We start from the raw sequence: 25,371 nt of genomic DNA, 5'->3' as shown, positions 1-25,371 counted from the left end.
TCGAACACCTACTCCAACAGAAACCGCCAACGATTTCCAGCCGGGCGTTAGACCGATAGCCTCTAGTGGCCAGCATCGACGGGCATAATTAACTGGACTCATTGTTATTTGCCCAAGTTCCCCCAATGTTGAACTACAGATTCCTTACCGGTGATGCCTTCCATGCTCTCAGTCCGTCAACGCCGTGCGATTCGCCTGGCCAGCCGCTTCATCGCTCCCTACCGCTGGCAGGCGTTGGGTGCCCTGGTGGCGCTGATCGTCACCGCCGGCATCACCTTGTCCATGGGGCAGGGCATTCGCCTGCTGGTGGATCAGGGCTTCATGACCCAGTCGCCGCACCTGCTCAACCAATCCATCGGCCTGTTTATGGTGTTGGTGCTGGGCCTGGCGGTCGGCACCTTTGCGCGCTTTTACCTGGTGTCGTGGATCGGCGAGCGGGTGGTGGCGGATATCCGGCGGCAGGTGTTCAACCACTTGATCTATCTGCACCCTGGGTTCTATGAAAACAACCGCAGCTCGGAAATCCAGTCGCGCCTGACCACCGACACCACCCTATTGCAGTCGGTGATCGGTTCATCGCTGTCGCTGTTCCTGCGCAATGGGTTGATGGTGATCGGCGGCATCGTGCTGTTGTTTGTCACCAACCCCAAACTCACCAGCATCGTGGTGGTGGCGCTGCCGCTGGTGTTGGCGCCGATTCTGATCTTCGGCCGTCGGGTGCGCAGTTTGTCGCGCCAGAGCCAGGACCGCATTGCCGATGTGGGCAGCTATGTGGCCGAGACCCTTGGCCAGATCAAGACCGTGCAGGCCTACAACCATCAAGCGCAGGACGAGCAGCGCTTTGCCGTCACCGTCGAACAGGCGTTCAGTACTGCGCGTAAACGCATTGCCCAGCGAGCCTGGCTGATTACCCTGGTGATCATGCTGGTGCTCGGCGCGGTGGGTGTGATGTTGTGGGTGGGCGGCATGGACGTGATCAACGGGCGCATTTCCGGTGGTGAGCTGGCGGCATTCGTGTTCTATAGCCTGATCGTCGGCAGCGCCGTCGGCACGCTGAGCGAGGTGCTCGGCGAACTGCAGCGCGCCGCCGGTGCGGCGGAGCGCATCGCCGAGTTGTTGCAGTCGACCAACCAGATCCAAGCACCAGCTGCTGGCAGCGTGCCACTCCCCGAGCGGGTCAGCGGTCGCATGGAACTGCAAGATCTGCGTTTTTCCTACCCGTCGCGGCCGGACAGCTACGCCATCGATGGCCTGACGCTGACGATCAATCCTGGCGAGACCTTGGCACTGGTCGGGCCGTCCGGCGCGGGCAAGTCGACGATTTTCGATCTATTGTTGCGCTTCTACGATCCCCAGCAAGGCCGCATCCTGCTCGAAGGCCAGCCGCTGACCGCCCTCGACCCCATGGACCTGCGCCGCCACTTCGCCCTGGTGTCCCAGAGCCCCGCGCTGTTTTTCGGCAGCGTCGAAGAGAACATCCGCTACGGCAACCCGAATGCCACACGCGAGCAGGTCGAAGCCGCCGCGCGCATTGCCCACGCCCACGACTTCATTCTGCAAATGCCCGACGGTTACCAGACGCACCTCGGTGATGGGGGGCAGGGCCTCTCCGGCGGCCAACGCCAACGCCTGGCCATCGCCCGCGCGCTGTTGGTGGACGCGCCGATCCTGTTGCTGGACGAAGCCACCAGCGCCCTCGATGCCCAGAGCGAACACCTGATCCAACAGGCCCTGCCGCAACTCATGCAAGGGCGCACCACCCTGGTCATCGCCCACCGGCTGGCCACGGTGAAGAACGCCGATCGAATTGCCGTGATGGATCAAGGAAAACTGATGGCGGTGGGCACCCATCAGCAGTTGATCGCGAGTAACCCGCTGTATGCGCGGTTGGCGGCGTTGCAGTTCAGTGATGGGGAAGAATCGGCCAGCTAGGCGATTGTTAGCGGTGATCAGCTCCCATTCCACAGGAGGGGAGCTACTGGATTCCACGCTCCATAAAAAATGCCCGTATCTTCCAATACGGGCATTTATCTTCACGCTTGAGCGGGTTGCTGCTTCAGCCTTCACTGATCGTCAAAATACCGCTCATGCCAATCCACCAATGGCTGTGGCGAGTTGAGCTTCTGCCCGTAGATCACCGAATAAGACAGCACGTTCTGTACGTATTGTCGGGTTTCGTCGAACGGGATGCTCTCCACCCACACGTCGAAACTCAAGTGGTCGGCCCCGCGCAGCCACTGGCGTACGCGGCCGGGGCCGGCGTTGTAGGCGGCGGAGGCGAGCACGCGGTTGCCGTTGAACTGGCTGTGCACTTGGCTCAGGTAAGCGGCGCCCAGTTGGATATTCTTGTCCGGGTCCAGCACCTGAGACGGGGAGGCCAGCGGAATGCTGAATTTGCGCGCGGTGTCCTTGGCGGTGCCGGGCATCAGTTGCATCAGGCCGCTGGCACCGACGCCGGAGCGGGCGTCGTCCATAAAGGCGCTTTCCTGGCGGGTAATGGCGAATACCCAGCTTGAATGCAGCCCGCGTACCTTGGCTTCGCGCACCAGGGTGTCGCGGTGGGCCATCGGGAAACGAATATCCAAGTCATCCCAGTACTGGGCTTGGCTGATGGTGCGGATGGCCGGGAAGTACCACTTCATGTCGTAGGCCAGTTTGGCTTGGGCGACCATCTCGTCACGGTTGAAGTGACGGCTGACGTGATACCACTCGCGGCGGCCGTCGACGATTTGCCCGCGCGCGTAGAACTCCAGGGCACGGCGCACGCCAGGCGTATTGCGCACCTTGTTGACCAGCGCCTGGCTCATCAGCAGCGGCTTGTTTTTCAACTGATAAGGCGCTTTGGAACGGTCGGCGGCCAGGAAGCCATAAAAGTCCCGTTCCTGGGCGAGGTTTTTGTACAGCACCAACGCCTGCGGGTTTTTCGGCTCGGCCAATTCCAGGCTGCGGGCCTGCCAGTAGCGCCAGCGGTTGCTGGTGGCCAGGTCCTGCGGGAGTTTGCGGGTCAGCTGGTAGGCATCTTCCCAGCGCGCCAGGCGCAACAGTAGGCGCAGGCGCCATTCGGAGACCGTATTGTCGCGCAGTTCCGGGTCGTATTTGGTCATCACCTCAAGGGCGCGCGGGTCGAAGCGTTTGGCCAGGGTCAGGCCGATTTCGCGGGCGATCGCGACTTTTTCGTCACGGGAGAAGTGCATGCTACTGGCATAGCCATCGAGCAGCGCCATGGCTTTGTCCGGGTCCTGGCGGGCCAGGCGACGCAGGCCCAAGCCCACGGCGTCGGACATTGCCTCGGTGGCCGGCAGGAAGCGCGACGGATCACTGAGCATGTCGGGCTTCTGTGCCACATCCACCATCAAACGGCCTTGGGCGCCCAGGGTCGGCAGGGTTTTTACCAGGCTGTTGGCCAGCGCGTAATTGCGCGCTTCGGCGGCGAGCTTGGCGCGGTCCCAGATTTTCTGTTCGGTGAGTTGGCCGTCGGCGGCCCACTGGCCAAAAGTCACATCACAGGCGGCCGGTTGGGATTTGCCGGTCATCCAGAGTTTTTCGGCGGTTTTGTAGCCTTCGGCTTTCAGGTTGTGAGTGAGTTGGTATTGGCCGTGCAGGCAGTCCAGCTCGACGAAATTGAGCTTGGGGTCGTAGTACTTTTCAAAGGTCTGCCAGTCACCACGCTCGGCCAGCCAGCGCAACCAGCGCAGCTTCATCCAGTTGGCCTGGGGCAGGTCGCCGTTTTTGGCGAGGAATTGTTCGATTTCTTCGTTGCTGGCGCTCTTCAGGCGTGCGGTCAGCTCGTCGTAGGCCAGGTACGGCGTCAGCGGATAATCGGCCAGGGCCTGGCTGTATTGCATGTAAGGGCCGGTATCGCCCTTGGCCAGGGCGCGCTTGGCCTCATCGTAATATTGACGTTGAGTGGTGAGGTCCACAGCCTGGGCGGATTGAACGGCGGTGGCGGAAAGAAGCAGACAGGATAAAAAGTTGAAAAGGCGACTGCGCATGAGACGTCCGTGCAGAGAAATCACGACTAGCACCGGCACCGCCGACGCTGATTGCCCCTAGCTTAGCCTTTTGCCAGCGGCCCGTGAAAGCTTTGCAGGATGGTTCCTGCAAGTTCGCTGCAAATGTCCTACAGAACGTGTCAACAACGAAAATGCCAGCCGCATCCCACCCTCAACTCAGGTAGAATGCGCGCCCAGTTTTTGGAGAAGCGTATGACCCTGCTCAAATTCAGCGATGTGTCCCTTGCTTTCGGCGCTATGCCGTTGTTGGACAAGGTGTCCTGGCAGATCGCCCGTGGTGAGCGGGTGTGCATCATCGGCCGCAACGGCACCGGCAAGTCCAGCATGATGAAGCTGGTCAAAGGCGATCAGAAGCCCGACGACGGCTCCGTGTGGCGCGCTCCGGGCCTGAAGATCGGCGAATTGCCCCAGGAATTGCCGGTGGCCGACGGACGGACAGTGTTCGACGTGGTTGCCGAAGGCCTGGACGGCGTCGGCGCACTGCTCGCCGAGTACCATCATCTGGCGCAGAACTGCGTCACCGAGGAAGACCTGGACAAGCTGATGCACGTCCAGCAAGACCTCGAAGCCCGTGATGGCTGGCGCTTGCAACAGCTGGTGGACAGCACCCTGAGCCGCCTGCAACTGCCGGCCGACAAGACCCTCGCCGAATTGTCCGGTGGCTGGCGTCGCCGGGTGTTGCTGGCCCAGGCGCTGGTGTCCGAACCGGATCTGCTGCTGCTCGACGAACCGACCAACCACCTGGACATCGGCGCCATTGCCTGGTTGGAAGAGGCCCTGAAGGATTTCCAGGGCGCCGTGCTGTTTATCACCCACGACCGTTCTTTCCTGCAAAACCTGGCCACGCGCATCCTCGAACTGGACCGTGGCGGCCTGATCGACTGGAACGGCGACTACGCCAGCTTCCTGGTACACAAGGAAGCCGCACTGGCCGCCGAAGAAACCGCCAACGCCTTGTTCGACAAGAAACTGGCCCAGGAAGAAGTCTGGATCCGCCAGGGCATCAAGGCGCGTCGCACCCGTAACGAAGGTCGCGTACGGGCGCTGAAAGCCTTGCGCGTGGAGCGCAGCGAACGTCGCGAGCGCACCGGCAAGGCCAATATCCAGCTGGATACCGCCGACAAGTCGGGCAAGCAAGTGATGGTGCTGGAGAACGTCAGCTTCCATCACCCGGACGGCCCTTTCCTGATCAAGGACTTCTCCATGGTCCTGCAGCGCGGCGACCGGATCGGCCTGCTCGGCGCCAACGGTACCGGCAAAACCACGCTGCTCAAGCTGATGCTCAGCGGTCTGCAACCGACCAGCGGCACCGTGGCCGAAGGCACGCGTATCGATGTGGCTTATTTCGACCAACTGCGCCACCAGCTAGACCTGGAAAAGACCGTGATCGATAACGTGGCCGAAGGCCGTGACTTCATCGATATCGACGGCCAGAGCCGCCACGTACTCAGCTACCTCGGCGATTTCCTGTTCAGCCCGCAGCGTGCGCGTACGCCGGTAAAAGCCTTGTCCGGTGGTGAGCGGGCGCGTCTGCTGCTGGCCAAATTGTTCAGCAAGCCGGCGAACCTGCTGGTGCTCGACGAACCGACCAACGACCTGGACGTGGAAACCCTCGAACTGCTGGAGGAGGTGCTGCTGACCTTCAACGGCACCGTGCTGATGGTCAGCCACGACCGGGCATTCCTCGACAACGTGGTGACCAGTACCCTGGTCTTCGAAGGCGAAGGCAAGGTGCGCGAGTATGTCGGTGGCTATCAGGACTGGCTACGCCAGGGCGGCTCGCCGCGTCTGTTGGGCGTGACCGAGAGCAAATCCGGCAAGGCCGACTTGAACTCGGCGGTGGTTACGCCGGTGGCCGCGCCAGCACCCGCGCAGGAAGCCGCACCAGCGGCCAAGAAAAAGCTCAGCTACAAATTGCAGCGCGAGTTGGAAGCCTTGCCGGGGGATATCGAGGCCAAGGAGCAGCAGATCGCTGCAGTAGAGGCGCAAATGGCTGACGCAGGTTTCTACCTGCGTCCTGCGGCAGAAACCGCCAAGGTCATTGCTTCTCTGGAGACGTTGAATCAGGAGCTGGAAGCGTTGGTCGAGCGTTGGGCCGAGCTGGATGCCTGAGTGACCTTGGTGCAGTAAAAAGCCCGGCGCCCTCATGGGGGCGTCGGGCTTTTTTCATATGAAATGCGGTTCAAATGGGGAAGGGCTTGCTCCCTCCCAGATTAGCTCTGCATCGGTCCTAGGCGCTTTTTACCAGCTTCACCGCCAGCACATCGCACGGCGCGCCGTGCAGCACATCATTGGCGGTGGAGCCCAGCAGCAGCGCCAGGCCGTGACGGCCATGGCTGCCGACCACGATCAGGTCACAGCCTTGCTCCTTGGCGAGGTGGTGGATCTCCTGGCGCGGCTGGCCGTAGGTCAGGTGTGAGTTTTCTTTGGTCACTTCCGGGTATTTGGCTATCAGGCGGTCGAGACGTTCTTTGGCCTGATCGAACTGTTGTTGCTGCAGTTGGGACAGGTCCATCGGAACATCGCCGCCGAAGGCCATGGCCATGGGTTCGACGATATGCACGAGGGACAGTTTGGCGCCGCTGGCGACCGCGAAAGCCCGGGCGCGCTTGATCACTGGATCGCACTCTTCGGTCAGATCTACGGCGACCAGAATATGTTCGTATGACATGAGGCGTTCCTCCAGAGGACTGCAATAAATTAAGTATGGCTGGTTTCAAGCGGATGGGGTTGCGTCAGGTCAAATCCGCTCATCAGAAAAATCGGGAGTACACATATGACGGTCTGGATAGTGGTGTCAATCCTTGTGGTGGTATTAAGCCCCCTGGCATGGCTGCGCCCGTCGCGTCACCAGAGCGGGCGCATGGCCTTGCGCATGGAGGCGCGCCGCATGGGGTTGGCCATGCAGTTGGCGCCCCAGGAGTGGCCGCACTGGCTCAAGCAAGAGCCGCCGAGCCCTTGCGCCCAGTACTGCCGGCCACGACGCGGCGCCACGCCGGCCATTTGGAGTTACTGGCAACTGGAGCCGGGGGTGTGGGTTAACCAATGGCGAGAAAACTGCGTAGATGAGAAGTTGTTGCCGCATTTTTCAACGTTGCCGGCCAACGTCTACAAAGTCGAAGCCGACAAGCAAATGATTGCCTTGTATTGGGGTGAGAAGGGCGATGCCAATGTCTTGAAGGACATCGACGCGTTGCTCAAGGCGCTGGCCTGAACCCAGGTGGCCCAGACTCAAACAGGCATTAAAAAGCCCGACACTCTCATCGGGCTGGAGTTGGCCAGGCAGGCCGGTGAATCTTGCGCCGGGTGTTGTCTTCTGGCGCTGTACGGTTGGCGCTAGCGTAGCCGTATCTCTCAATCTGTACAGCCCTTTCCCAAATAACTGAAATTATTGATTTCGTGAATAGTTGAATATTGACGAAGCGCGGGCCTATGGTTGTGGTTCTGAAATGACTGGAAAGTCGCGTTTTTCCTAGCCTTTGGAGCGATTGACAATTGCTCGGAATTGGATGAAGGTGGCGTACCCAAATCAAACGGGCGTATGAATTGAGCGTTTGTCTGTCAGACCGTTCATACATAATCCCGACTATCGCATTGGCGGGTGTGCCTGGCGGATTGGCATGAGCATTGACCTAACCATCAGTGTCCAACCATAGGCCAGCGTCCGATGTGTACTGTTCAGCTTCCATATCGTGGAGATCAGTTGATGATTTACGAAGGTAAAGCCATCACGGTTAAGGCTCTTGAAAGTGGCATCGTCGAATTGAAATTCGACCTCAAGGGTGAGTCCGTCAACAAGTTCAACCGTCTAACCCTGAACGAACTGCGTCAGGCCGTAGACACCATCAAAGCAGATGCTTCGGTCAAGGGCGTGATCGTCTCCAGCGGCAAGGACGTGTTCATCGTCGGCGCTGACATCACCGAATTCGTCGACAACTTCAAGCTGCCCGATGCCGAGCTGGTGGCTGGCAACCTCGAAGCCAACAAGATTTTCAGCGATTTCGAAGACCTCAACGTCCCGACCGTTGCCGCGATCAATGGCATCGCCCTCGGCGGTGGTCTGGAAATGTGCCTGGCCGCTGACTTCCGCGTGATGTCGGCCAACGCAAAAATCGGCCTGCCGGAAGTGAAACTGGGCATCTACCCAGGCTTCGGCGGCACCGTGCGTTTGCCGCGCCTGATCGGTGCGGACAACGCCATCGAGTGGATCGCCGCCGGTAAGGAAAACAAAGCCGAAGACGCCCTGAAAGTCGGCGCTGTCGACGCAGTGGTTGCCCCGGAAAAACTGGCCGAGGCCGCGCTGAACCTGATTAAAGGTGCCATCAGCGGCGAGTTCGACTACAAGGCCAAGCGCCAGCCCAAGCTGGAAAAGCTCAAGCTCAACGCCATCGAACAAATGATGTCGTTCGAAACCGCCAAAGGTTTCGTGGCTGGCCAGGCCGGCCCGAACTACCCGGCGCCGGTTGAAGCAATCAAGACCATCCAGAAAGCCGCGAACTTCGGTCGCGACAAAGCCCTGGAAGTGGAAGCGGCTGGTTTCGTCAAACTGGCGAAAACCTCGGCGGCCCAGAGCCTGATCGGCCTGTTCCTGAACGATCAGGAACTGAAGAAAAAGGCCAAGGCCTACGATGAAATCGCCAGCGACGTGAAACAGGCTGCCGTACTCGGCGCCGGTATCATGGGCGGCGGCATCGCCTATCAGTCGGCGTCCAAAGGCACGCCGATCCTGATGAAAGACATCAACGAACACGGTATCGAGCAGGGTCTGGCGGAAGCCGCCAAACTGCTGGTGGGGCGTGTGGATAAAGGTCGCATGACCGCAGCGAAAATGGCTGAAGTGCTTAACGGCATTCGTCCTACGCTGTCCTACGGCGATTTCGGTCACGTCGACCTGGTGGTCGAAGCGGTTGTCGAGAACCCGAAGGTCAAGCAGGCCGTGTTGGCTGAAGTGGAAGCACAGGTCAAGGAAGGCACCATTCTGGCGTCCAACACCTCGACCATTTCCATCTCGCTGCTGGCCAAGGCCCTCAAGCGTCCGGAAAATTTCGTCGGCATGCACTTCTTCAACCCGGTACATATGATGCCGCTGGTGGAAGTGATCCGTGGCGAGAAGTCCAGCGAACATGCGGTGGCAACCACCGTTGCCTACGCCAAGAAAATGGGCAAGAACCCGATCGTGGTCAACGACTGCCCGGGCTTCCTGGTCAACCGCGTGCTGTTCCCTTACTTCGGTGGTTTCGCCAAGTTGGTCAGTGCCGGCGTGGACTTCGTGCGCATCGACAAAGTCATGGAAAAATTCGGCTGGCCAATGGGCCCGGCGTACCTGATGGACGTGGTCGGCATCGACACCGGCCACCACGGCCGCGATGTGATGGCTGAAGGCTTCCCGGACCGCATGAAAGACGACCGCCGTTCGGCTGTCGACGCCCTGTACGACGCTAAGCGCCTGGGCCAGAAAAACGGTAAGGGCTTCTACGCCTACGAGGCGGACAAGAAAGGCAAGCAGAAGAAAGTGGCCGATCCGTCGGTGCACGAAGTGCTGGCACCGATTGTGTACGAGCAGCGTGAAGTGTCCGACGAGGACATCATCAACTGGATGATGATCGCCCTGTGCCTGGAAACCGTACGTTGCCTGGAAGATGGCATCGTCGAGACCGCCGCCGAAGCCGATATGGGCTTGGTGTACGGTATTGGTTTCCCTCCATTCCGTGGTGGTGCACTGCGTTACATCGACTCGATCGGTGTGGCCGAGTTCGTTGCCCTGGCTGATCAATACGCTGAGCTGGGCCCGCTGTACCACCCGACCGCGAAGCTGCGTGAAATGGCCAAGAACGGCCAGAGCTTCTTCGGTTAAGCGCCCAGACGACTAGAGCGAGAATATTTATGAGCTTGAATCCAAGAGACGTCGTGATTGTCGACTTCGGTCGCACGCCGATGGGCCGCTCCAAGGGCGGCATGCACCGCAACACCCGCGCCGAAGACATGTCGGCGCACCTGATCAGCAAAGTGCTGGAACGTAACACCAAGGTCGACCCGAACGAAGTCGAGGACGTGATCTGGGGCTGCGTCAACCAGACCCTGGAGCAGGGCTGGAACATCGCGCGCATGGCGTCGCTGATGACTCAGATCCCCCACACTGCGGCCGGCCAGACCGTCAGCCGCCTGTGCGGTTCGTCCATGAGCGCGTTGCACACCGCCGCCCAGGCGATCATGACCGGTAACGGTGATGTGTTCGTGGTCGGTGGCGTGGAGCACATGGGTCACGTCAGCATGATGCACGGCGTCGATCCGAACCCGCACATGTCGCTGTACGCGGCCAAAGCCTCGGGCATGATGGGCCTGACGGCGGAGATGCTCGGCAAGATGCACGGCATTACCCGTGAAGCTCAGGACGCATTCGGCCTGCGCTCCCACCAGCTCGCCCATAAGGCGACGGTGGAAGGCAAGTTCAAGGATGAAATCATCCCGATGAACGGCTATGACGAGAACGGTTTCCTGAAACTGTTCGACTACGACGAAACCATTCGTCCGGATACCACCCTGGAAAGCCTGGCGGCCTTGAAGCCGGCCTTCAATCCCAAGGGCGGCACAGTGACGGCGGGTACTTCGTCGCAAATCACCGACGGCGCATCGTGCATGATCGTGATGTCGGCGCAACGCGCCCAAGACCTCGGGATCCAGCCTTTGGCGGTGATCCGTTCGATGGCTGTGGCCGGCGTGGACCCGGCTATCATGGGCTACGGTCCGGTACCGGCCACGCAAAAAGCCTTGAAGCGCGCGGGCCTTTCCATCACCGATATCGACTTCTTCGAACTCAACGAAGCTTTCGCTGCACAGGCCCTGCCGGTGTTGAAAGATTTGAAAGTGCTCGACAAGATGAACGAGAAGGTTAACCTGCACGGCGGCGCGATTGCCCTGGGCCACCCATTCGGTTGCTCCGGTGCGCGGATCTCTGGCACGCTGCTTAACGTGATGAAGCAAAATGGCGGCAACCTCGGGGTAGCCACCATGTGCATTGGTCTCGGCCAAGGCATTTCCACCGTCTTCGAACGCGTCTAAGCGTTGGGTTGACGGAAGCCGGGGCCCAGTGCCCCGGTTTTTGTTTTTTGGATTTTTTAATATTTTTTTTAATAAATTTTGTAAGGGAGCCAGAGCATGAATGTCACACCAGGGCTCTATCAGCATTACAAGGGTCCGCAGTACCGGGTTTTCAGCGTGGCGCGCCATTCCGAGACCGAAGAACAAGTCGTGTTTTACCAAGCACTGTATGGAGATTACGGCTTTTGGGTGCGCCCCTTGAGCATGTTCCTTGAGAGCGTCGAGGTTGACGGCGAGCAGGTCCCACGCTTTGCTTTGGTCCAGGCCGAACCCAGTCTTTTTAAAGGGCAATAACCGCAGGCCGCGCAGAATGCTGCGCTTGACCTCACCCGGTTGCCACTATATATAGCGTTGCCGCGTCAGGCGCCAACTGCCTTTCACTTCTCGAATTCAGGAATTTTCCGATCCATGGGCAAATCGCTGGTCATTGTGGAATCCCCGGCTAAGGCCAAGACCATCAACAAGTACTTGGGCAACGAGTACGTGGTGAAGTCGAGTATCGGCCATATCCGAGACCTGCCCACCAGCGGTTCGGCTAGCGCCAGCAAGGAGCCAGCCGCTAAGCGCGGCAAGGCCGCTGCGGGCGAAGGTCCGGTGCTCACACCCAAGGAGAAAGCGCGCAAGCAGCTGGTCTCGCGCATGGGTGTGGACCCGGACCATGGCTGGAAGGCCAAGTACGAGATCCTTCCTGGCAAGGAAAAGGTCATCGAAGAGCTGCGCCGGCTCGCCAAGGATGCTGACACCATCTATCTCGCGACGGACTTGGACCGCGAAGGGGAGGCCATTGCCTGGCACCTGCGGGAAGCCATCGGCGGTGACGACAGCCGCTACAAGCGCGTCGTGTTCAACGAAATCACCAAGAAAGCCATCCAGGAAGCCTTCTCCAAGCCGGGCGAGTTGGATATCGACCGCGTCAATGCCCAGCAGGCACGGCGTTTCCTCGATCGCGTGGTGGGTTATATGGTCTCGCCGCTGCTGTGGGCCAAGATCGCCCGTGGCCTGTCCGCCGGCCGTGTGCAGTCGGTTGCCGTGAAGCTGGTGGTGGAGCGTGAGCGTGAGATTCGTGCGTTCATCCCTGAAGAGTACTGGGAAGTCCACGCCGACCTGGGCACCGCCAAGGGCGCCAATGTGCGCTTTGAAGTGGCCCGCGAGAAAGGCGAAGCCTTCAAGCCGCTGAACGAAGCCCAGGCCATGGCTGCGCTGGAGAAGCTCAAGGCGTCCAGCTACAGCATCGTCAAGCGTGAAGACAAACCGACCAGCAGCAAGCCGTCGGCACCTTTCATCACCTCCACCCTGCAACAGGCCGCGAGCAACCGCCTGGGCTTCGGTGTGAAAAAAACCATGATGATGGCCCAGCGTCTGTATGAAGCCGGCTACATCACTTATATGCGTACCGACTCCACCAACCTGTCGGTGGACGCGGTCGCCATGGCGCGAACCTACATCGAAAGCGAGTTCGGCAAGAAGTACCTGCCGGAGAAGCCTAACGTCTATAGCAGCAAGGAAGGCGCACAGGAGGCTCACGAAGCGATTCGTCCTTCCGACGCCAACACCGAGCCAAGCAAGCTGAGCGGCATGGAGCGCGACGCTGAGCGTCTCTACGAGCTGATCTGGCGCCAGTTCCTGGCCTGCCAGATGCTGCCGGCGCAGTACCTGTCCACCACGGTTACCGTGGCGGCCTCCGACTTCGAGCTGCGTGCCAAGGGCCGCATTCTCAAATTCGACGGTTATACCCGCGTGATGCCGCAGATCGCCAAGCCTGGTGACGACGATGTGCTGCCGGACATGGCTCAGGGCGATACATTGAAGCTGATCAAGCTCGATCCGTCCCAGCACTTCACCAAGCCGCCGGCGCGTTATTCGGAAGCCAGCCTGGTCAAGGAGATGGAAAAGCGCGGTATCGGTCGCCCTTCGACCTACGCGGCGATCATTTCCACCATCCAGGACCGTGGCTATGTGGCGCTGCATAATCGTCGTTTCTATTCGGAAAAGATGGGTGACATCGTCACCGAGCGTCTCTCCGAGAGCTTCTCCAACCTGATGGATTACGGCTTCACTGCCGGCATGGAAGAGAATCTCGACGACGTGGCCCAGGGCGAGCGCGATTGGAAAAACGTGCTGGACGAGTTCTACGGCGACTTCAAGAAGAAGCTTGAGGTGGCCGAGAGCCCCGAGAACGGCATGCGCGCCAACCAGCCGGTGATGACGGATATCCCGTGCCAGACCTGCGGTCGGCCGATGCAGATTCGCACGGCGTCCACCGGTGTGTTCCTTGGTTGCTCGGGCTACAGCCTGCCGCCGAAAGAGCGCTGCAAGGCCACGGTCAACCTGGTGCCGGGCGATGAAATCGCGGCTGACGACGAGGGTGAATCCGAGTCGTTGGTGCTGCGTGGCAAGCACCGCTGCCCGATCTGCAGCACGGCGATGGATGCCTACCTGTTGGATGAGAAGCACAAGCTGCATATCTGCGGTAACAACCCGGATTGCAACGGCTACGAGATCGAAGAAGGCACCTACCGCATCAAGGGCTACGAAGGTCCGAGCCTGGAATGCGACAAGTGCGGCAGCGAGATGCAGCTCAAGACTGGCCGCTTCGGTAAGTTCTTTGGCTGCACCAACCCGACGTGCAAGAACACCCGCAAACTGCTCAAGAGCGGCGATGCGGCGCCGCCGAAGATGGACCCGGTGAAGATGCCGGAGCTCAAGTGCGAAAAGGTCAACGACACCTACATCCTGCGTGACGGTGCCTCTGGCTTGTTCCTGGCAGCCAGCCAGTTCCCGAAAAACCGCGAGACTCGTGCGCCGCTAGTAATGGAAATCGTGCCGCACAAGGACGAGATCGATCCTAAGTACCACTTCCTGTGTGAAGCGCCGAAGAAGGATCCGGATGGTCGCCCAGCCGTGATTCGCTACAGCCGCAAGACCAAGGAACAGTACGTGCAGTCCGAGGTCGACGGTAAGCCGACCGGCTGGAAAGCCTTCTATGAAGGCGGCAAGTGGAAGGTCGAGGACAAGCGTCAGGGCGCCTGATCTGTCGGATGCGCTGAAGATCCAAATAGCGGAGGGGTAAGCCCCTCCCATATTTGGATCTTTTAGATCCTGAAGTAGCGTTTTGATCTGCATAAGCAGCGCTTGATTGCGCTTGCAGTCGATTCGGCTGATCCGTGACACTATTCAGCCAGCATCACGCCTAATTCGTTGTGGAGACTGCCGTTATGGCCCACGAACTCTATACCCGTACCAATCAGAAAATTTACTTCGCGGGTTTATCCCTGGAAGCCCTTGGCCGCGCCGAGGAAGGTAAGGAGATGAACGCGATCGCGCTGGTGCAGGCCGGGCGTGAAGCGGCGTTATTCCACCTGTACGGCGCTTTGCTGGGCCTGTGCCATGAAATAGCAGGGTTCTATCGCCTGCCGCAGGCGGGTTCTCCTCGGGCAGAGATGATCATGAGCCGCGAAGTATTGGACGCCATGGCCATTCCCGAGTTGGCCGAGCTGGTGGAAATGGCCCAAAGCCCTGAAAGCTGGTTGGCGCGCTTGCTCAAGGCCCATGCCGATATGTTCCAGCCGCCGCGCATTCCTCATGTGCCCAAGGGCGATGTGACCCAGCCGCTGATCGTTGCGGTTGCAGTGGAAGACGAGGAGCCTGAACCTTTGAGCCGGAAAGAGCTGGAGAGCTGGCGCCAGGAACTGAAAAAACTGGCACTGCGTTTTCGGGAAGGGTTGAGCGAGTGCTAGAACGCAGGGCAATGGCGTGGCGCTAACCACGCCGTTCATCAAGACGTAAAGAAACCTGTTGAGATCCGCACCGAGGCTTGGCGGATGACTGATATAATCCTGCCCTTTCGTGGAGAACAGACTTTTATGCCGACGTCCTTTCTGGAAATTGTTGAACTGCCTGACGGCCGAATTGAGCTGCGCCGGGCGGAGGACGAAGGTTCTCTGGTTATCTTGGATTTTTCCGAGGACGCCAAAGCATTTCTGCAAGGTCAGCATGTGGAAGTGGCGAAAGCCATGTTGAGCGTTGGCGTGCAGATGGCTGGTCGCCTGGCCGAGGGCGAGCCGGAGAAAGAAGACGGGCCGCGGGTCCTTCACTGATTTCAGGCTGTTCGGTATTGTTGTGGTCGGCGGGCTTATCCCACGTCCGGCTGCGAAGCAGCGCTCCAATATGGGACACGCCCGCTGACCACAAAGAGCATCTTCACCCCAGCGAGCCCTGCTGAGGCCCTCCGCGTAGCGAAACCTTCATCCCAATCGAATATTCAAGCTCTGTGCATCCCCAACACGCGCAGCGCTCACCAGTTGTTGCTTAGCGGCCGCGTTCAATGGGTTGAGCCAGCTGACCACGGTGTGGCTTCGGCCCAAGCGTAAGGCCTCGCAAGTCAGCTGTTGTGCGCTTTGCGTACCGCGCGGTTGCAGCAACAGGATGCGTTCGCGGTTAAGGCCGGCGTCCCGCAGCCAAGCCTGGGTAAGACTGGCAGGCGGAGCGATCAGCGTTAGCCAGCGGGCGTCCTGTTCCTCACTCAATTCGCGAAGAATTGGCGCCAGCAGGCTCAGGCAGCTCCCGGCAGCACCGCGCAACGACAGCTCACTGAACACCTCGGGTTCGGCGCTCCAGGGCGCTTCGACCGTTTCCTTGAGGATAGGCGCGAGAGGATGGGCCATAAAGGCCTCGAACAGCGACAGTTGGGTGTGTTGTGGGGTGTGTACGAGCTGCATGGTGCCTCCTCTAGCGGCGAATGACGCCGACGCTCAAGCCTTCGATCACCAGATCCTGATCTTTCAGGTTCACTTCAATCGGGGCGAACTCAGGGTTCTCGGCCAGTAGCCAGACCTTGCTGCCTTCGCGCTTGAAGCGTTTGACGGTGACTTCATCGCCGATACGGGCCACGACGATCTGACCATTACGGGCGTCGCGGGTGGTATGGACGGCCAGCAGATCACCGTCGAAGATACCGACGTCCTTCATACTCATGCCGTGTACCCGCAAGAGGTAATCAGCGCGAGGGTGGAAGAAGGTCGGATTAATGTTGCAGGATTCCTCGACGTGCTGCTGCGCCAGGATCGGCGCACCGGCGGCGACACGGCCGATGATGGGCAGCGTCGACTCGTCGGCCTTGGCCTCGAAGCCAGGGATGCGAATGCCCCGCGAAGCACCGGGGGTCATCTCGATAGCGCCTTTGCGTGCGAGGGCCTTGAGGTGTTCTTCGGCGGCGTTAGGGGACTTGAACCCCAGTTCCAGCGCAATTTCGGCTCGTGTCGGCGGGTAGCCGTTGTCGTCGAGGCAGCGCTTGATAAAAGCCAGAATCTCAGCTTGGCGTGGCGTCAGTTTTAGCATGTTGATCGCTCTGTCTTTTTATACAGTGACTGGGATTATATACAGTGAACTGCGCTTGGCAATCATCCTTTTTCGGCACTCCGCTGGACGGTCATTCGGTATCCGTCCTACAAGTCACGGATAGCGCTACCTACAGACGGATACGGATGTGATTAAATAGCACGCACACGCATGACTGCCCGGCCGGAAAACGGCTCCTCAGGCTTGACAAGACACACCCTGAAACGTATGTTTCAAACAAGTGTTTGTCAGGCGGAGTAGCCATGGCCCAGTCGGAAACCGTTGAGCGCATTCTCGATGCTGCTGAGCAATTGTTCGCGGAAAAAGGATTTGCTGAAACTTCATTGCGGCTGATTACCAGCAAAGCCGGGGTCAACCTCGCGGCGGTGAATTACCATTTCGGCTCGAAGAAAGCCCTTATCCAGGCCGTTTTTTCACGCTTTCTGGGGCCTTTCTGCGCCAGCCTCGACCGCGAGCTTGAACGTCGCCAGGCCAAGGCCGACAACAAGCCCAGCCTTGAAGAATTGCTGGAAATTCTCGTTGAGCAGGCGCTGGTAGTGCAACCGCGTAGCGGTAACGACCTGTCGATCTTTATGCGTTTGCTCGGCCTGGCGTTCAGTCAGAGTCAAGGCCACCTGCGGCGTTACCTGGAAGACATGTACGGCAAGGTATTTCGTCGCTATATGTTGCTGGTCAACGAAGCTGCCCCACGTATTCCACCGATCGAACTGTTCTGGCGCGTCCACTTTATGCTCGGCGCGGCGGCGTTCAGTATGTCCGGGATCAAGGCATTGCGCGCGATTGCCGAGACCGACTTCGGCGTTAACACTTCCATTGAGCAAGTGATGCGTTTGATGGTGCCTTTCCTCGCCGCCGGCATGCGTGCCGAAACCGGCGTGACCGACCCAACCATGGCCGCCGCGCAACTGCGCCCACGCAGCAAAACAGTGCCCATTCCCGCCAAGGTTTGATTGCCCTGGGTGTGCGCGGCCATTGGCATCCGCTAAGCTAGCCGCCATGCCGATTTCAGCTATTTATTCGCAACCCGTTGTGCTCGCCGCGCCCTTCGTGCGCCGTGAGCGCAACGGGTTGTGTGCGTTATATAAGGAAGGTTTATGACTGCTGCCCTGCAAGGTTCTTTGATGGTCGACGTGGCCGGTACCTGGCTCACGGCTGAGGATCGCCACTTGTTGCGCCAGCCTGAAGTGGGTGGGCTGATTATTTTCGCGCGCAATATCGAACATCCGCGCCAGGTGCGTGAACTGAGCGCGGCCATTCGCGCGGTGCGCCCCGACCTGTTGCTGGCCGTCGACCAAGAAGGCGGCCGCGTGCAGCGCCTGCGCCAGGGCTTTGTGCGCCTGCCGGCCATGCGAGCGCTCGCGGACAACCCCAACGCTGAATACCTGGCCGAGCAATGCGGCTGGATCATGGCTACGGAAGTGCTGGCGGTTGGCCTTGACCTGAGTTTTGCCCCGGTACTGGACCTTGATTACCAACGCAGCGCTGTGGTCGGCACCCGATCCTTCGAGGGCGACCCGGAGCGTGCCGCCTTACTCGCCGGTGCCTTTATCCGTGGCATGAACAGCGCCGGTATGGCTGCCACCGGTAAACATTTCCCAGGCCACGGCTGGGCTGAGGCCGATTCCCACGTCGCAATTCCTAATGACGAGCGCAGCCTGGAGCAGATTCGCGCCAATGATCTGGTGCCTTTCGCACGTCTGAGCCAGCAGTTGGCGGCGGTGATGCCGGCCCACGTGATCTACCCGCAGGTGGACGCCCAGCCTGCCGGTTTTTCGCGTCGCTGGTTGCAAGACATTCTGCGCGGCGAGTTGCAATTCGATGGGATGATTTTCAGTGACGACTTGTCCATGGCCGGTGCCCATGTGGTCGGTGACGCGGCCAGCCGTATCGAGGCCGCGTTGACCGCCGGTTGCGACATGGGCTTGGTGTGCAATGATCGCGCGGCGGCGGAGTTGGCGTTGAGTGCTGCGCAGCGTATGAAGGTCACGCCGTCGCCTCGCATCGCGCGCATGCGCGGTCAGGCAATGGCTTCAACGGAGTACAAGCAAGACCCGCGCTGGTTGGCGGCGCTTACGGCGTTACGCGAAGCCCAGTTGATCGACTGATACCTCGCTCCGTCACCGCTTCTCCTGCTTATTGGGCAACGGCGCGAACAACGCCTCGATATCCTCATTGCCCAACTGCCAATCACCCGTGGTTCGTCCATCCAGCACCCCCGCCGCCAGATCGGATTTCTCCTTTTGCAGGTGCTGGATTTTCTCTTCCACCGTGCCGCGCGCAATCATCTTGTAGACGAATACCGGTTTCTCCTGGCCGATGCGATAGGCACGGTCAGTGGCCTGGTTTTCCGTGGCCGGGTTCCACCAGGGATCGTAGTGGATCACGGTGTCGGCTTCTGTCAGGTTCAGGCCCACACCGCCGGCCTTCAGGCTGATCAGAAATATCTGCAGCTTGCCGCTCTGGAAGTCCTTGACCGGCGTGCGCCGATCACGGGTCTGCCCGGTCAGTAGTGCGTAGGCAATGCCGCGTTTTTTCAGCTCGGCTTCGATCAGGCTCAGCATCGAGGTGAATTGGGAAAACAACAGGATCCGCCGACCTTCGGCAAACAGCTCGTCGAGCATGTCCATCAAACTGTCGAGCTTGCCCGAGCTGCTGCCGCGAGCGGGCAGGGTGGCATCGTTGATCAGGCGCAGGTCGCAGCACACTTGGCGCAGCTTGAGCAGCGCCTCAAGGATGATGATCTGGCTGCGTGCCACGCCTTTGCGGGTGATCTCGTCGCGGACCTTCTTGTCCATGGCCAGGCGCATGGTCTCGTACACGTCGCGCTGGGCTTCGTTGAGGTCGACCCAGTGGATGATCTCGGTCTTCGGCGGCAGTTCGGTAGCCACCTGTTCCTTGGTGCGACGTAGTAGAAACGGCTTGATCCGACCGTTCAGGTGCTGCAATCGCACATCGCTGGCGCGCTTTTCGATGGGCACGCGGTAGTCGCGATTAAAGCTCTTCACATCGCCCAGCCAGCCCGGCAGCAGAAAGTGAAACAGCGACCACAGCTCGCCCAAGTGGTTTTCCAGCGGCGTGCCGCTCAGGCACAGGCGCTGCCGTGCGTTCAGCTCGCGTGCCGCCTGGGCGGCCTTGCTGGTCGGGTTCTTGATGTACTGCGCTTCGTCGAGGATCAGCACATGCAAGGGCAGGGTGGCCAGATGCTCGATGTCCTTGGGCAGCAGTGCATAGGTGGTGAGCAGCAGGTCATAGTCCTGCAAATTTGGGAGATGTTTCTTACGTCCGGCACCGTACAGTGCCAGTACTTTCAGTTGCGGGGTGAAGTGCGCTGCTTCATCAAGCCAGTTAGGGATCAGACTGGTGGGCATCACCACCATGCAGGGCCGGTCCAAGCGCCCGGCGTTTTTTTCGCTGAGAATATGCGCCAGGGTTTGTAGGGTTTTGCCCAGGCCCATGTCATCCGCCAGAATGCCGCCCACCTCTAATTGCCGCAGCGATTGCATCCAGCTCAAGCCTTCCAACTGGTAAGGGCGCAACGTCGCGTTCAAGCCATCGGGGGCCGCGCAGGTGAAGTCCTTGATGTCCCGCAGGCGTTGGGCGAAGTTGCGGATTTTGTCACCGCCCTCCCATTGCAGAGGCAGGTCTTCCAGCGGGTTGAGTCGGACCGCATCGGCCTTGGCCAAGCGCAGCGCAGTACTGCCCGGTTCCTGCAGGTAGAACTCACCAAGGGTGGCCAGCACCGGTTTCAAGCGACCGTAGGGCAGCGCCACCTGCACGGGCCCATGGTCACCGTTGGGCGCGGCGGGGATGTTCACCAGGATCAGTTCATCGTCGCGGCGCCGTGCGAGCTTCTCCGGGTTGAGGATTTCGGTGTGAGAGCGCATCAGGTTCAGCAGGATCGGCAACAGGCTCAGTCGCTGGCCATTGACGATAATCCCCAACTCAAGGTCGAACCAATCACGTTCCGGGCCTTCATCGACGGTGGCGTACCAGTCGTCCACCGCGCTGAGGTCGAAGCCGAAATCGTCGTCGAGCAGCAATTCCCAGCCCTCGGCGCGCAGGGTCGGCGAGTCGTTGAGGGTGAAATTCAGCCAGGCGCTGTCGTTGATCATCTCGAACAGCTCGCCGGCGCTTTCCGGCAAGGCTTTGCTCTGACGCGTGGCGATCTTGAAACCCAGCAGGCGCAGCTGTTCGCGGTAGGCCTGTTCCACCTCCGGGTGTCGCTTGATCCGCAGGCTTTGGGTTTCTTGACGCACGATGATGTCAGCGTGTTTTTGCCCGCTGACGTAGTTACCCAGGTAGTTGAACGCCAGTGCCGCGCGGTGCTGGATATAGCGTTGCATCTTGCCGTTGCGCGGTTCGAATGCGCTGAACTCGGCGCTGGCCAGCCACAGGCGCGGCACCGGTTGCACGTCCTCCATCAGCACTTGCGGCAGGACCACGCGGTTATCCAGCACGGCCTGGAGTTTTTCCAGCAACTCGGCATCTTGAGCCGCCGCCGGGTAGGCCAGGGTTTCCTGAACCTTGAGCAGCACAGCCGCGATATGTTTGCAGTTGCTGTGTACGGGGCAGGTGCAGCGGCTGTCCACCAGGAGCAGCGCGCCTTTGGCCGACTCGCGCAGCGAAATGGTCTGCCGGTACACATTGCCGCCCGAGCCTTCGCAACTGGCGATAATGGTGCTGTCGCCGGACTCGACAATCCGCACGCGGTTTTCCAACGCATAACGCCGCCCACGCTCCAGGCTTTGTTCTTTGAAGCGATTGGCCCACGAAGGGGCCAGGGGCTTGGTCAACGGCGGGGTGAGGGGCATGGCGCTGGATCAGTCCTGCAGGTCGGGCGGTGGTGCGCTGGGCGGTTTGGCGGTCAGTGAGGTGATTTTGATCAGCAGCGCCAAATGGCCGCCATCCAGGTAATTGAGCTGGTTGTTCTTGGTGCGCACGTCTTTCTGCGCCAGGTGTTCGCTGGCGACCACGCTGCCGTTGCTGTCGAATTGGTTGATCCAGAAATCCGCATCGATATCGGTGAAACGGCCCAGTTGCAGGTTCAGCACGCCCTCGATGGGGAATTGGCCGAACTGCTCCTTACCCTCGGCGATGGCGATTTTCACCGGTTGTTCGCCGAGGTTCTGCTCCCAGGCCTTATGGGCCAACACCGTGTAGTTGGCGTCGCCACGCAGTTTGTCGACGATAGCGCTCAGGCGCGGTGGGCTCATTTTGTCGCCCAGGCGCTCAGCGCCGTCATCCCAGGTTTCCGGCGCGGCGCGACTGTAGATCACCGGTTCGGCGTTCTGACGCACCAGGATCATTTCCACCTGGTACGGGCTGTCGGCAAACGCCGGGGGCGCAAGTATCACTAACAACAGGCTCAGAATGCGGGACAGGCGCATTGGGGCGTCCTTCAAACAGATTTCGGGATAAGGCGCTCGAACAGCGCCTCCAGGGTATTGAAGCGTTCGTCGGCGCGTTCCATCGGCACCATGAATTTGAACAGCGTAGCCCCTTCGAACTTGTAGCGGTTGGGCTGGCCCTGGATCAGTTTGATCAGTACCAGCGGGTCGACCGGCGTCTGCGCTTCGAATTCGATACGCCCGCCCTGGGGCCCGGCGTCGACCTTCTTGATCCCCAGTTGCTCGGCCTGCAATTTGAGTAGGGTCAGGCGTACCAGGTTCTTGGTCGGCTCCGGCAGCAAGCCGAAGCGGTCGATCATCTCCACTTGCAGGTCCTTGAGCCCCTCTTCATCGGTGGCCGAGGCGATGCGTTTGTACAGGATGAGTCGCGCGTGCACATCCGGCAGGTAGTCCTCGGGAATCAACGCCGGCAGGCGCAGGTTGATTTCCGGACCGCCGCCCAAAGGCTGATCGAGGTTCGGCTGTTCGCCCTTGCGGATGGCTTTGACTGCCCGTTCGAGCATTTCCATATATAAGGTGAAACCCACGGCCTGGATCTGCCCGCTCTGGCCGTCACCCAGCAGTTCGCCGGCGCCACGGATTTCCAGGTCGTTGGTGGCCAGCACAAAGCCGGCGCCGAGGTCTTGGGTGTTGGCGATGGCTTCCAGGCGTTTCTCCGCGTCGCCAGTGATCTGCTGGCGTGGCGGGGTGAGCAAGTACGCGTAGGCCTGGTGATGGCTGCGTCCGACCCGGCCGCGCAACTGGTGCAGTTGCGCCAGGCCGAACTTGTCGGCGCGCTCGATGATGATGGTGTTGGCGCTCGGCACGTCGATGCCGGTCTCGATGATGGTCGAGGCGATCAGCACGTTGAAGCGCTTGTGGTAGAAGTCGCTCATTACCTGTTCGAGTTCGCGCTCGCGCATCTGGCCGTGGCCGATGGCGATCCGCGCTTCGGGCACCAGTTCGGCGAGGTCGGCAGCGCATTTCTCGATAGTCTTGACGTCGTTGTGCAGGTAATACACCTGGCCGCCGCGCAGCAACTCCCGCAGCAGCGCTTCCTTGACCGTGCTTTTGTTCTGCTCCATCACGAACGTGCGCACTGACAGGCGCCGCGCCGGTGGCGTGGCGATGATGGACAGATCACGCATGCCCGACACCGCCATGTTCAGCGTGCGCGGAATCGGCGTGGCGGTCAGGGTGAGGATATCGACTTCGCTGCGCAGGGCCTTGAGCTGTTCTTTCTGGCGCACGCCGAAACGGTGTTCTTCGTCGATGATCACCAGGCCCAGGTTTTTGATCTTCACATCGTCCGACAGCAGCTTGTGAGTGCCGATCACGATATCGATCTTGCCTTCGGCCAGGTCGGCGACGGCGGCGTTCACTTCTTTGGCGGACTTGAAGCGGCTCATCACTTCCACGGTCACCGGCCAATCGGCAAAGCGATCGCGAAAGCTGTTGTAGTGCTGCTGGGCGAGCAGGGTGGTGGGCACCAGAATTGCCACTTGCTTGCCGCCGTGCACCGCGATGAAGGCGGCGCGCATGGCCACTTCGGTCTTGCCGAAGCCCACGTCGCCACACACCAGGCGGTCCATTGGCTTGGGCGCAAGCATGTCGGCGCGCACGGCTTCGATGGTGGTCTGCTGATCCGGGGTTTCTTCAAAGGCGAAACCGGCGCTGAAGGTGGCGTAGTCGGCTTTCGGGTCGGCGAATGCATAACCTTCGCGCGCCGCGCGCCGGGCGTAGATGTCCAGCAGCTCGGCGGCCACATCGCGCACCTGCTCGGCGGCCTTGCGCTTGGCTTTTTGCCAGGTCTCGGAACCCAGGCGATGCAGCGGCGCCAGGGCGTCGTCGCTGCCGGTGTAACGCGCAATCAGGTGCAGGTTGGCCACCGGCACATAGAGCTTGGCACCCTCGGCGTATGCCATGGTGAGGAATTCGGCGGCCTGGTTGTCGATCTCCAGGGTCTGCAGGCCCAGGTAGCGGCCGACACCGTGATCGATATGCACCACCGGCGCGCCTTCGCGCAGTTCGGTGAGGTTTTTGATCACCGCGTCATTGTTGGCGTCCGCGCGTTTTTCCCGGCGCCGACGCTGCATCACGCGTTGACCGAACAGTGGGCTCTCGGCAATCAACGCCAGGGCTGGGTCATTCAGCAGCAAACCTTCGTCCAGGGGGGCGATGGTGATCGCCAGGCGATCCTTGCTCGCGACGAAGTCCGGCCAACTGTCGACGTTCTTCGGGCGCAGTTTGAGGCGTTCGAGCAACTCCAGCAGGACCTCGCGGCGCCCGGCGGATTCGGCGGTAAACAACACGCGGCCCGGGAAGTCGCCAAGGAAGGTGGACAGCGCTTCCAGCGGCTGGTTGGCCTTGGCTTCAATCGCCAAGTCAGGCAGCGCTTGCGCGGGGAAGCGCTCGCGGCCACTGCCGGCGTCCACGTCCTGCTGGCTGGCGACGACCCGCGGCCAGTTTTTCAGGCGCGCGAAACAATCTTCCACCGGCAGGAACAGCTCGGCGGGCGGTAATAAAGGACGGGAAGGGTCGACGCGGCGCTCTTCATAGCGGTTGCGCACGTCGTTCCAGAAGTTTTCCGCGGCCTGCTCGATGCCCGGCAGCGAGAACACTTGGGTGTCCTGGGGCAGGTAGTCGAACAGGGTGGAGGTTTCGTCGAAAAACAGCGGCAGGTAGTACTCAATACCGGCGGGTGTAATCCCGCTGCTCAGGTCTTGGAAGATCGGGCAGCGGCGGAAGTCGACGTCGAAGCGTTCACGGAAACGCGCTTTGAAGCGGGTCACCGCATCTTTTTGCAACGGAAATTCCCGCGCCGGCAGCAGTTTGATCGATTCGACCTTGTCGATGGAGCGCTGGTTTTCCGGATCAAAGGTGCGCAGGGTTTCGATTTCGTCGTCGAACAGATCGATGCGATAAGGCAGCTTGCTGCCCATCGGGAACAGGTCGATCAGCGCGCCGCGCACCGCGAACTCGCCGTGCTCGTACACGGTGTCCACACAGCGGTAGCCACTGGCTTCCAGGCGCGTGCGCATCTGTTCGACATCGAGCTTCTGGCCGACATCCAGCACCAGACTGCTGCCCAGCAGAAACTTGGTCGGCGCCAGGCGGTGCAGCGCCGTGGTGATCGGCACCACGAGCACGCCGTGGGCCAGTTCCGGCAGACGGTACAGGCTGGCGATGCGCTGGGAAATGATGTCCTGATGCGGTGAGAACAGGTCGTAAGGCAGGGTTTCCCAATCGGGAAAATGCAGCACCGGCAAATCGGGGGCGAAGAAGCTCAGCTCCTGCTCCAACCGTTCGGCGCTTTGGCTATCGGCGGTAAGCAGCAGGGTAAAGCGCTTGGCTGCGCTGGCAGCCTCGGCGATGGCCAGGCTCAGGGCGGCACCGGGCAGGTTGCCCCAGTGCTGTTTACCTGCCGCGGCAGGGAGTTGCGGTAGACGCAGAACGGGCACGGAAGGTTGAGCTCCAAGCGTTGCGACAAAGTCGGTAATTGTAACGGCCCCAGG

At 60.4% G+C, this 25,371-nt stretch carries 18 protein-coding genes; 11 read left to right on the top strand and 7 right to left on the bottom strand.

Annotated features, from left to right (window positions below):
* Positions 1 to 153: 153 nt before the first annotated feature.
* Positions 154 to 1,932, top strand: a complete 1,779-nt coding sequence (locus ACFZPT_RS03885; protein WP_177449826.1) for an ABC transporter transmembrane domain-containing protein — start codon at positions 154 to 156, stop codon at positions 1,930 to 1,932.
* A 131-nt stretch (positions 1,933 to 2,063) separates the two neighbouring features.
* Here ACFZPT_RS03885 and ACFZPT_RS03880 read toward each other — a convergent pair whose 3' ends face one another.
* Positions 2,064 to 3,992, bottom strand: coding sequence for a transglycosylase SLT domain-containing protein (locus ACFZPT_RS03880; protein ID WP_034096469.1), 1,929 nt, complete (start codon positions 3,990 to 3,992; stop codon positions 2,064 to 2,066).
* Between the two features lie 213 nt (positions 3,993 to 4,205).
* Here ACFZPT_RS03880 and ACFZPT_RS03875 point away from each other — a divergent pair, with 213 nt between their 5' ends.
* Positions 4,206 to 6,125 (top strand): ATP-binding cassette domain-containing protein, encoded by a 1,920-nt coding sequence (locus ACFZPT_RS03875; protein WP_047883074.1) that lies wholly within the window; start codon positions 4,206 to 4,208, stop codon positions 6,123 to 6,125.
* A 118-nt stretch (positions 6,126 to 6,243) separates the two neighbouring features.
* On the opposite strand, the gene ACFZPT_RS03870 is transcribed toward ACFZPT_RS03875, so the two are convergent.
* Complete coding sequence (locus ACFZPT_RS03870) at positions 6,244 to 6,684, bottom strand: universal stress protein (RefSeq protein WP_034096471.1); 441 nt, start codon at positions 6,682 to 6,684, stop codon at positions 6,244 to 6,246.
* 105 nt (positions 6,685 to 6,789) lie between these two features.
* Here ACFZPT_RS03870 and ACFZPT_RS03865 point away from each other — a divergent pair, with 105 nt between their 5' ends.
* The 7 genes from ACFZPT_RS03865 (at position 6,790) to ACFZPT_RS03835 (ending at position 15,208) form a co-directional block, all read left to right on the top strand.
* Positions 6,790 to 7,227 carry a hypothetical protein gene (locus tag ACFZPT_RS03865; protein ID WP_099312563.1) on the top strand — a complete coding sequence of 146 codons (438 nt, stop codon included), beginning with the start codon at positions 6,790 to 6,792 and terminating at the stop codon, positions 7,225 to 7,227.
* 492 nt (positions 7,228 to 7,719) lie between these two features.
* Positions 7,720 to 9,867, top strand: a complete 2,148-nt coding sequence (gene fadB / locus ACFZPT_RS03860) for a fatty acid oxidation complex subunit alpha FadB (RefSeq protein ID WP_099312561.1) — start codon at positions 7,720 to 7,722, stop codon at positions 9,865 to 9,867.
* 29 nt (positions 9,868 to 9,896) lie between these two features.
* Positions 9,897 to 11,072 (top strand): acetyl-CoA C-acyltransferase FadA, encoded by a 1,176-nt coding sequence (gene fadA / locus ACFZPT_RS03855; protein WP_034096474.1) that lies wholly within the window; start codon positions 9,897 to 9,899, stop codon positions 11,070 to 11,072.
* Between the two features lie 96 nt (positions 11,073 to 11,168).
* Positions 11,169 to 11,405: a DUF1653 domain-containing protein gene (locus ACFZPT_RS03850; RefSeq protein WP_034096475.1), complete on the top strand. Its 237-nt coding sequence runs from the start codon at positions 11,169 to 11,171 to the stop codon at positions 11,403 to 11,405.
* A 114-nt stretch (positions 11,406 to 11,519) separates the two neighbouring features.
* Complete coding sequence (gene topA / locus ACFZPT_RS03845) at positions 11,520 to 14,141, top strand: type I DNA topoisomerase (RefSeq protein WP_034096476.1); 2,622 nt, start codon at positions 11,520 to 11,522, stop codon at positions 14,139 to 14,141.
* Positions 14,142 to 14,326: 185 nt separating this feature from the next.
* Positions 14,327 to 14,848, top strand: a complete 522-nt coding sequence (locus ACFZPT_RS03840) for a DUF6586 family protein (protein WP_034096477.1) — start codon at positions 14,327 to 14,329, stop codon at positions 14,846 to 14,848.
* 126 nt (positions 14,849 to 14,974) lie between these two features.
* Entirely contained in the window at positions 14,975 to 15,208 is a 234-nt protein-coding gene (locus ACFZPT_RS03835) for a hypothetical protein (protein ID WP_017254451.1), read from the top strand.
* 147 nt (positions 15,209 to 15,355) lie between these two features.
* Here the strand turns inward: ACFZPT_RS03835 and sulA are convergent, their stop codons facing one another.
* Together sulA and lexA are read right to left on the bottom strand one after the other, a co-directional pair.
* Complete coding sequence (gene sulA, locus ACFZPT_RS03830; RefSeq protein ID WP_034096478.1) at positions 15,356 to 15,829, bottom strand: SOS-induced cell division inhibitor SulA; 474 nt, start codon at positions 15,827 to 15,829, stop codon at positions 15,356 to 15,358.
* A gap of 10 nt (positions 15,830 to 15,839) precedes the next feature.
* A complete protein-coding gene (lexA, locus tag ACFZPT_RS03825) occupies positions 15,840 to 16,448 on the bottom strand; it encodes a transcriptional repressor LexA (RefSeq protein WP_099312559.1) in 609 nt (202 codons plus the stop codon).
* Between the two features lie 263 nt (positions 16,449 to 16,711).
* Here lexA and ACFZPT_RS03820 point away from each other — a divergent pair, with 263 nt between their 5' ends.
* Positions 16,712 to 17,419 (top strand): TetR/AcrR family transcriptional regulator, encoded by a 708-nt coding sequence (locus ACFZPT_RS03820; protein ID WP_034112458.1) that lies wholly within the window; start codon positions 16,712 to 16,714, stop codon positions 17,417 to 17,419.
* 144 nt (positions 17,420 to 17,563) lie between these two features.
* Positions 17,564 to 18,574, top strand: a complete 1,011-nt coding sequence (gene nagZ / locus ACFZPT_RS03815; RefSeq protein WP_099312555.1) for a beta-N-acetylhexosaminidase — start codon at positions 17,564 to 17,566, stop codon at positions 18,572 to 18,574.
* A gap of 12 nt (positions 18,575 to 18,586) precedes the next feature.
* On the opposite strand, the gene ACFZPT_RS03810 is transcribed toward nagZ, so the two are convergent.
* From ACFZPT_RS03810 to mfd, 3 genes are read right to left on the bottom strand one after another with little or no spacing between them, the layout of a single operon-like run.
* Positions 18,587 to 21,280: a DEAD/DEAH box helicase gene (locus ACFZPT_RS03810; RefSeq protein ID WP_099312553.1), complete on the bottom strand. Its 2,694-nt coding sequence runs from the start codon at positions 21,278 to 21,280 to the stop codon at positions 18,587 to 18,589.
* Between the two features lie 9 nt (positions 21,281 to 21,289).
* A complete protein-coding gene (locus tag ACFZPT_RS03805) occupies positions 21,290 to 21,856 on the bottom strand; it encodes a CsiV family protein (RefSeq protein WP_034096482.1) in 567 nt (188 codons plus the stop codon).
* A gap of 11 nt (positions 21,857 to 21,867) precedes the next feature.
* A complete protein-coding gene (mfd, locus tag ACFZPT_RS03800) occupies positions 21,868 to 25,317 on the bottom strand; it encodes a transcription-repair coupling factor (protein ID WP_099312551.1) in 3,450 nt (1,149 codons plus the stop codon).
* Positions 25,318 to 25,371 lie beyond the last annotated feature (54 nt).

It is taken from the genome of Pseudomonas sp. MD330_10, assembly GCF_042610415.1.
In the GTDB taxonomy this organism is placed as follows: domain Bacteria; phylum Pseudomonadota; class Gammaproteobacteria; order Pseudomonadales; family Pseudomonadaceae; genus Aquipseudomonas; species Aquipseudomonas rhodesiae.
The sequence above is the reverse complement of the archived record's forward strand: the minus strand, read 5'-3'. Positions and strand labels throughout refer to the sequence as shown.

Bases quoted from the DNA above. Each gene is read 5' to 3' on its own strand.
- ACFZPT_RS03835 (WP_017254451.1), top strand. From the start codon at position 14,975: ATGCCGACGTCCTTTCTGGAAATTGTTGAACTGCCTGACGGCCGAATT.
- ACFZPT_RS03810 (WP_099312553.1), bottom strand. From the start codon at position 21,280: ATGCCCCTCACCCCGCCGTTGACCAAGCCCCTGGCCCCTTCGTGGGCC.
- ACFZPT_RS03870 (WP_034096471.1), bottom strand. From the start codon at position 6,684: ATGTCATACGAACATATTCTGGTCGCCGTAGATCTGACCGAAGAGTGC.
- fadA (WP_034096474.1), top strand. From the start codon at position 9,897: ATGAGCTTGAATCCAAGAGACGTCGTGATTGTCGACTTCGGTCGCACG.
- ACFZPT_RS03840 (WP_034096477.1), top strand. From the start codon at position 14,327: ATGGCCCACGAACTCTATACCCGTACCAATCAGAAAATTTACTTCGCG.
- ACFZPT_RS03805 (WP_034096482.1), bottom strand. From the start codon at position 21,856: ATGCGCCTGTCCCGCATTCTGAGCCTGTTGTTAGTGATACTTGCGCCC.
- ACFZPT_RS03875 (WP_047883074.1), top strand. From the start codon at position 4,206: ATGACCCTGCTCAAATTCAGCGATGTGTCCCTTGCTTTCGGCGCTATG.
- nagZ (WP_099312555.1), top strand. From the start codon at position 17,564: ATGACTGCTGCCCTGCAAGGTTCTTTGATGGTCGACGTGGCCGGTACC.
- topA (WP_034096476.1), top strand. From the start codon at position 11,520: ATGGGCAAATCGCTGGTCATTGTGGAATCCCCGGCTAAGGCCAAGACC.
- ACFZPT_RS03865 (WP_099312563.1), top strand. From the start codon at position 6,790: ATGACGGTCTGGATAGTGGTGTCAATCCTTGTGGTGGTATTAAGCCCC.
- fadB (WP_099312561.1), top strand. From the start codon at position 7,720: ATGATTTACGAAGGTAAAGCCATCACGGTTAAGGCTCTTGAAAGTGGC.
- ACFZPT_RS03885 (WP_177449826.1), top strand. From the start codon at position 154: ATGCCTTCCATGCTCTCAGTCCGTCAACGCCGTGCGATTCGCCTGGCC.
- lexA (WP_099312559.1), bottom strand. From the start codon at position 16,448: ATGCTAAAACTGACGCCACGCCAAGCTGAGATTCTGGCTTTTATCAAG.
- ACFZPT_RS03820 (WP_034112458.1), top strand. From the start codon at position 16,712: ATGGCCCAGTCGGAAACCGTTGAGCGCATTCTCGATGCTGCTGAGCAA.
- ACFZPT_RS03850 (WP_034096475.1), top strand. From the start codon at position 11,169: ATGAATGTCACACCAGGGCTCTATCAGCATTACAAGGGTCCGCAGTAC.
- sulA (WP_034096478.1), bottom strand. From the start codon at position 15,829: ATGCAGCTCGTACACACCCCACAACACACCCAACTGTCGCTGTTCGAG.
- ACFZPT_RS03880 (WP_034096469.1), bottom strand. From the start codon at position 3,992: ATGCGCAGTCGCCTTTTCAACTTTTTATCCTGTCTGCTTCTTTCCGCC.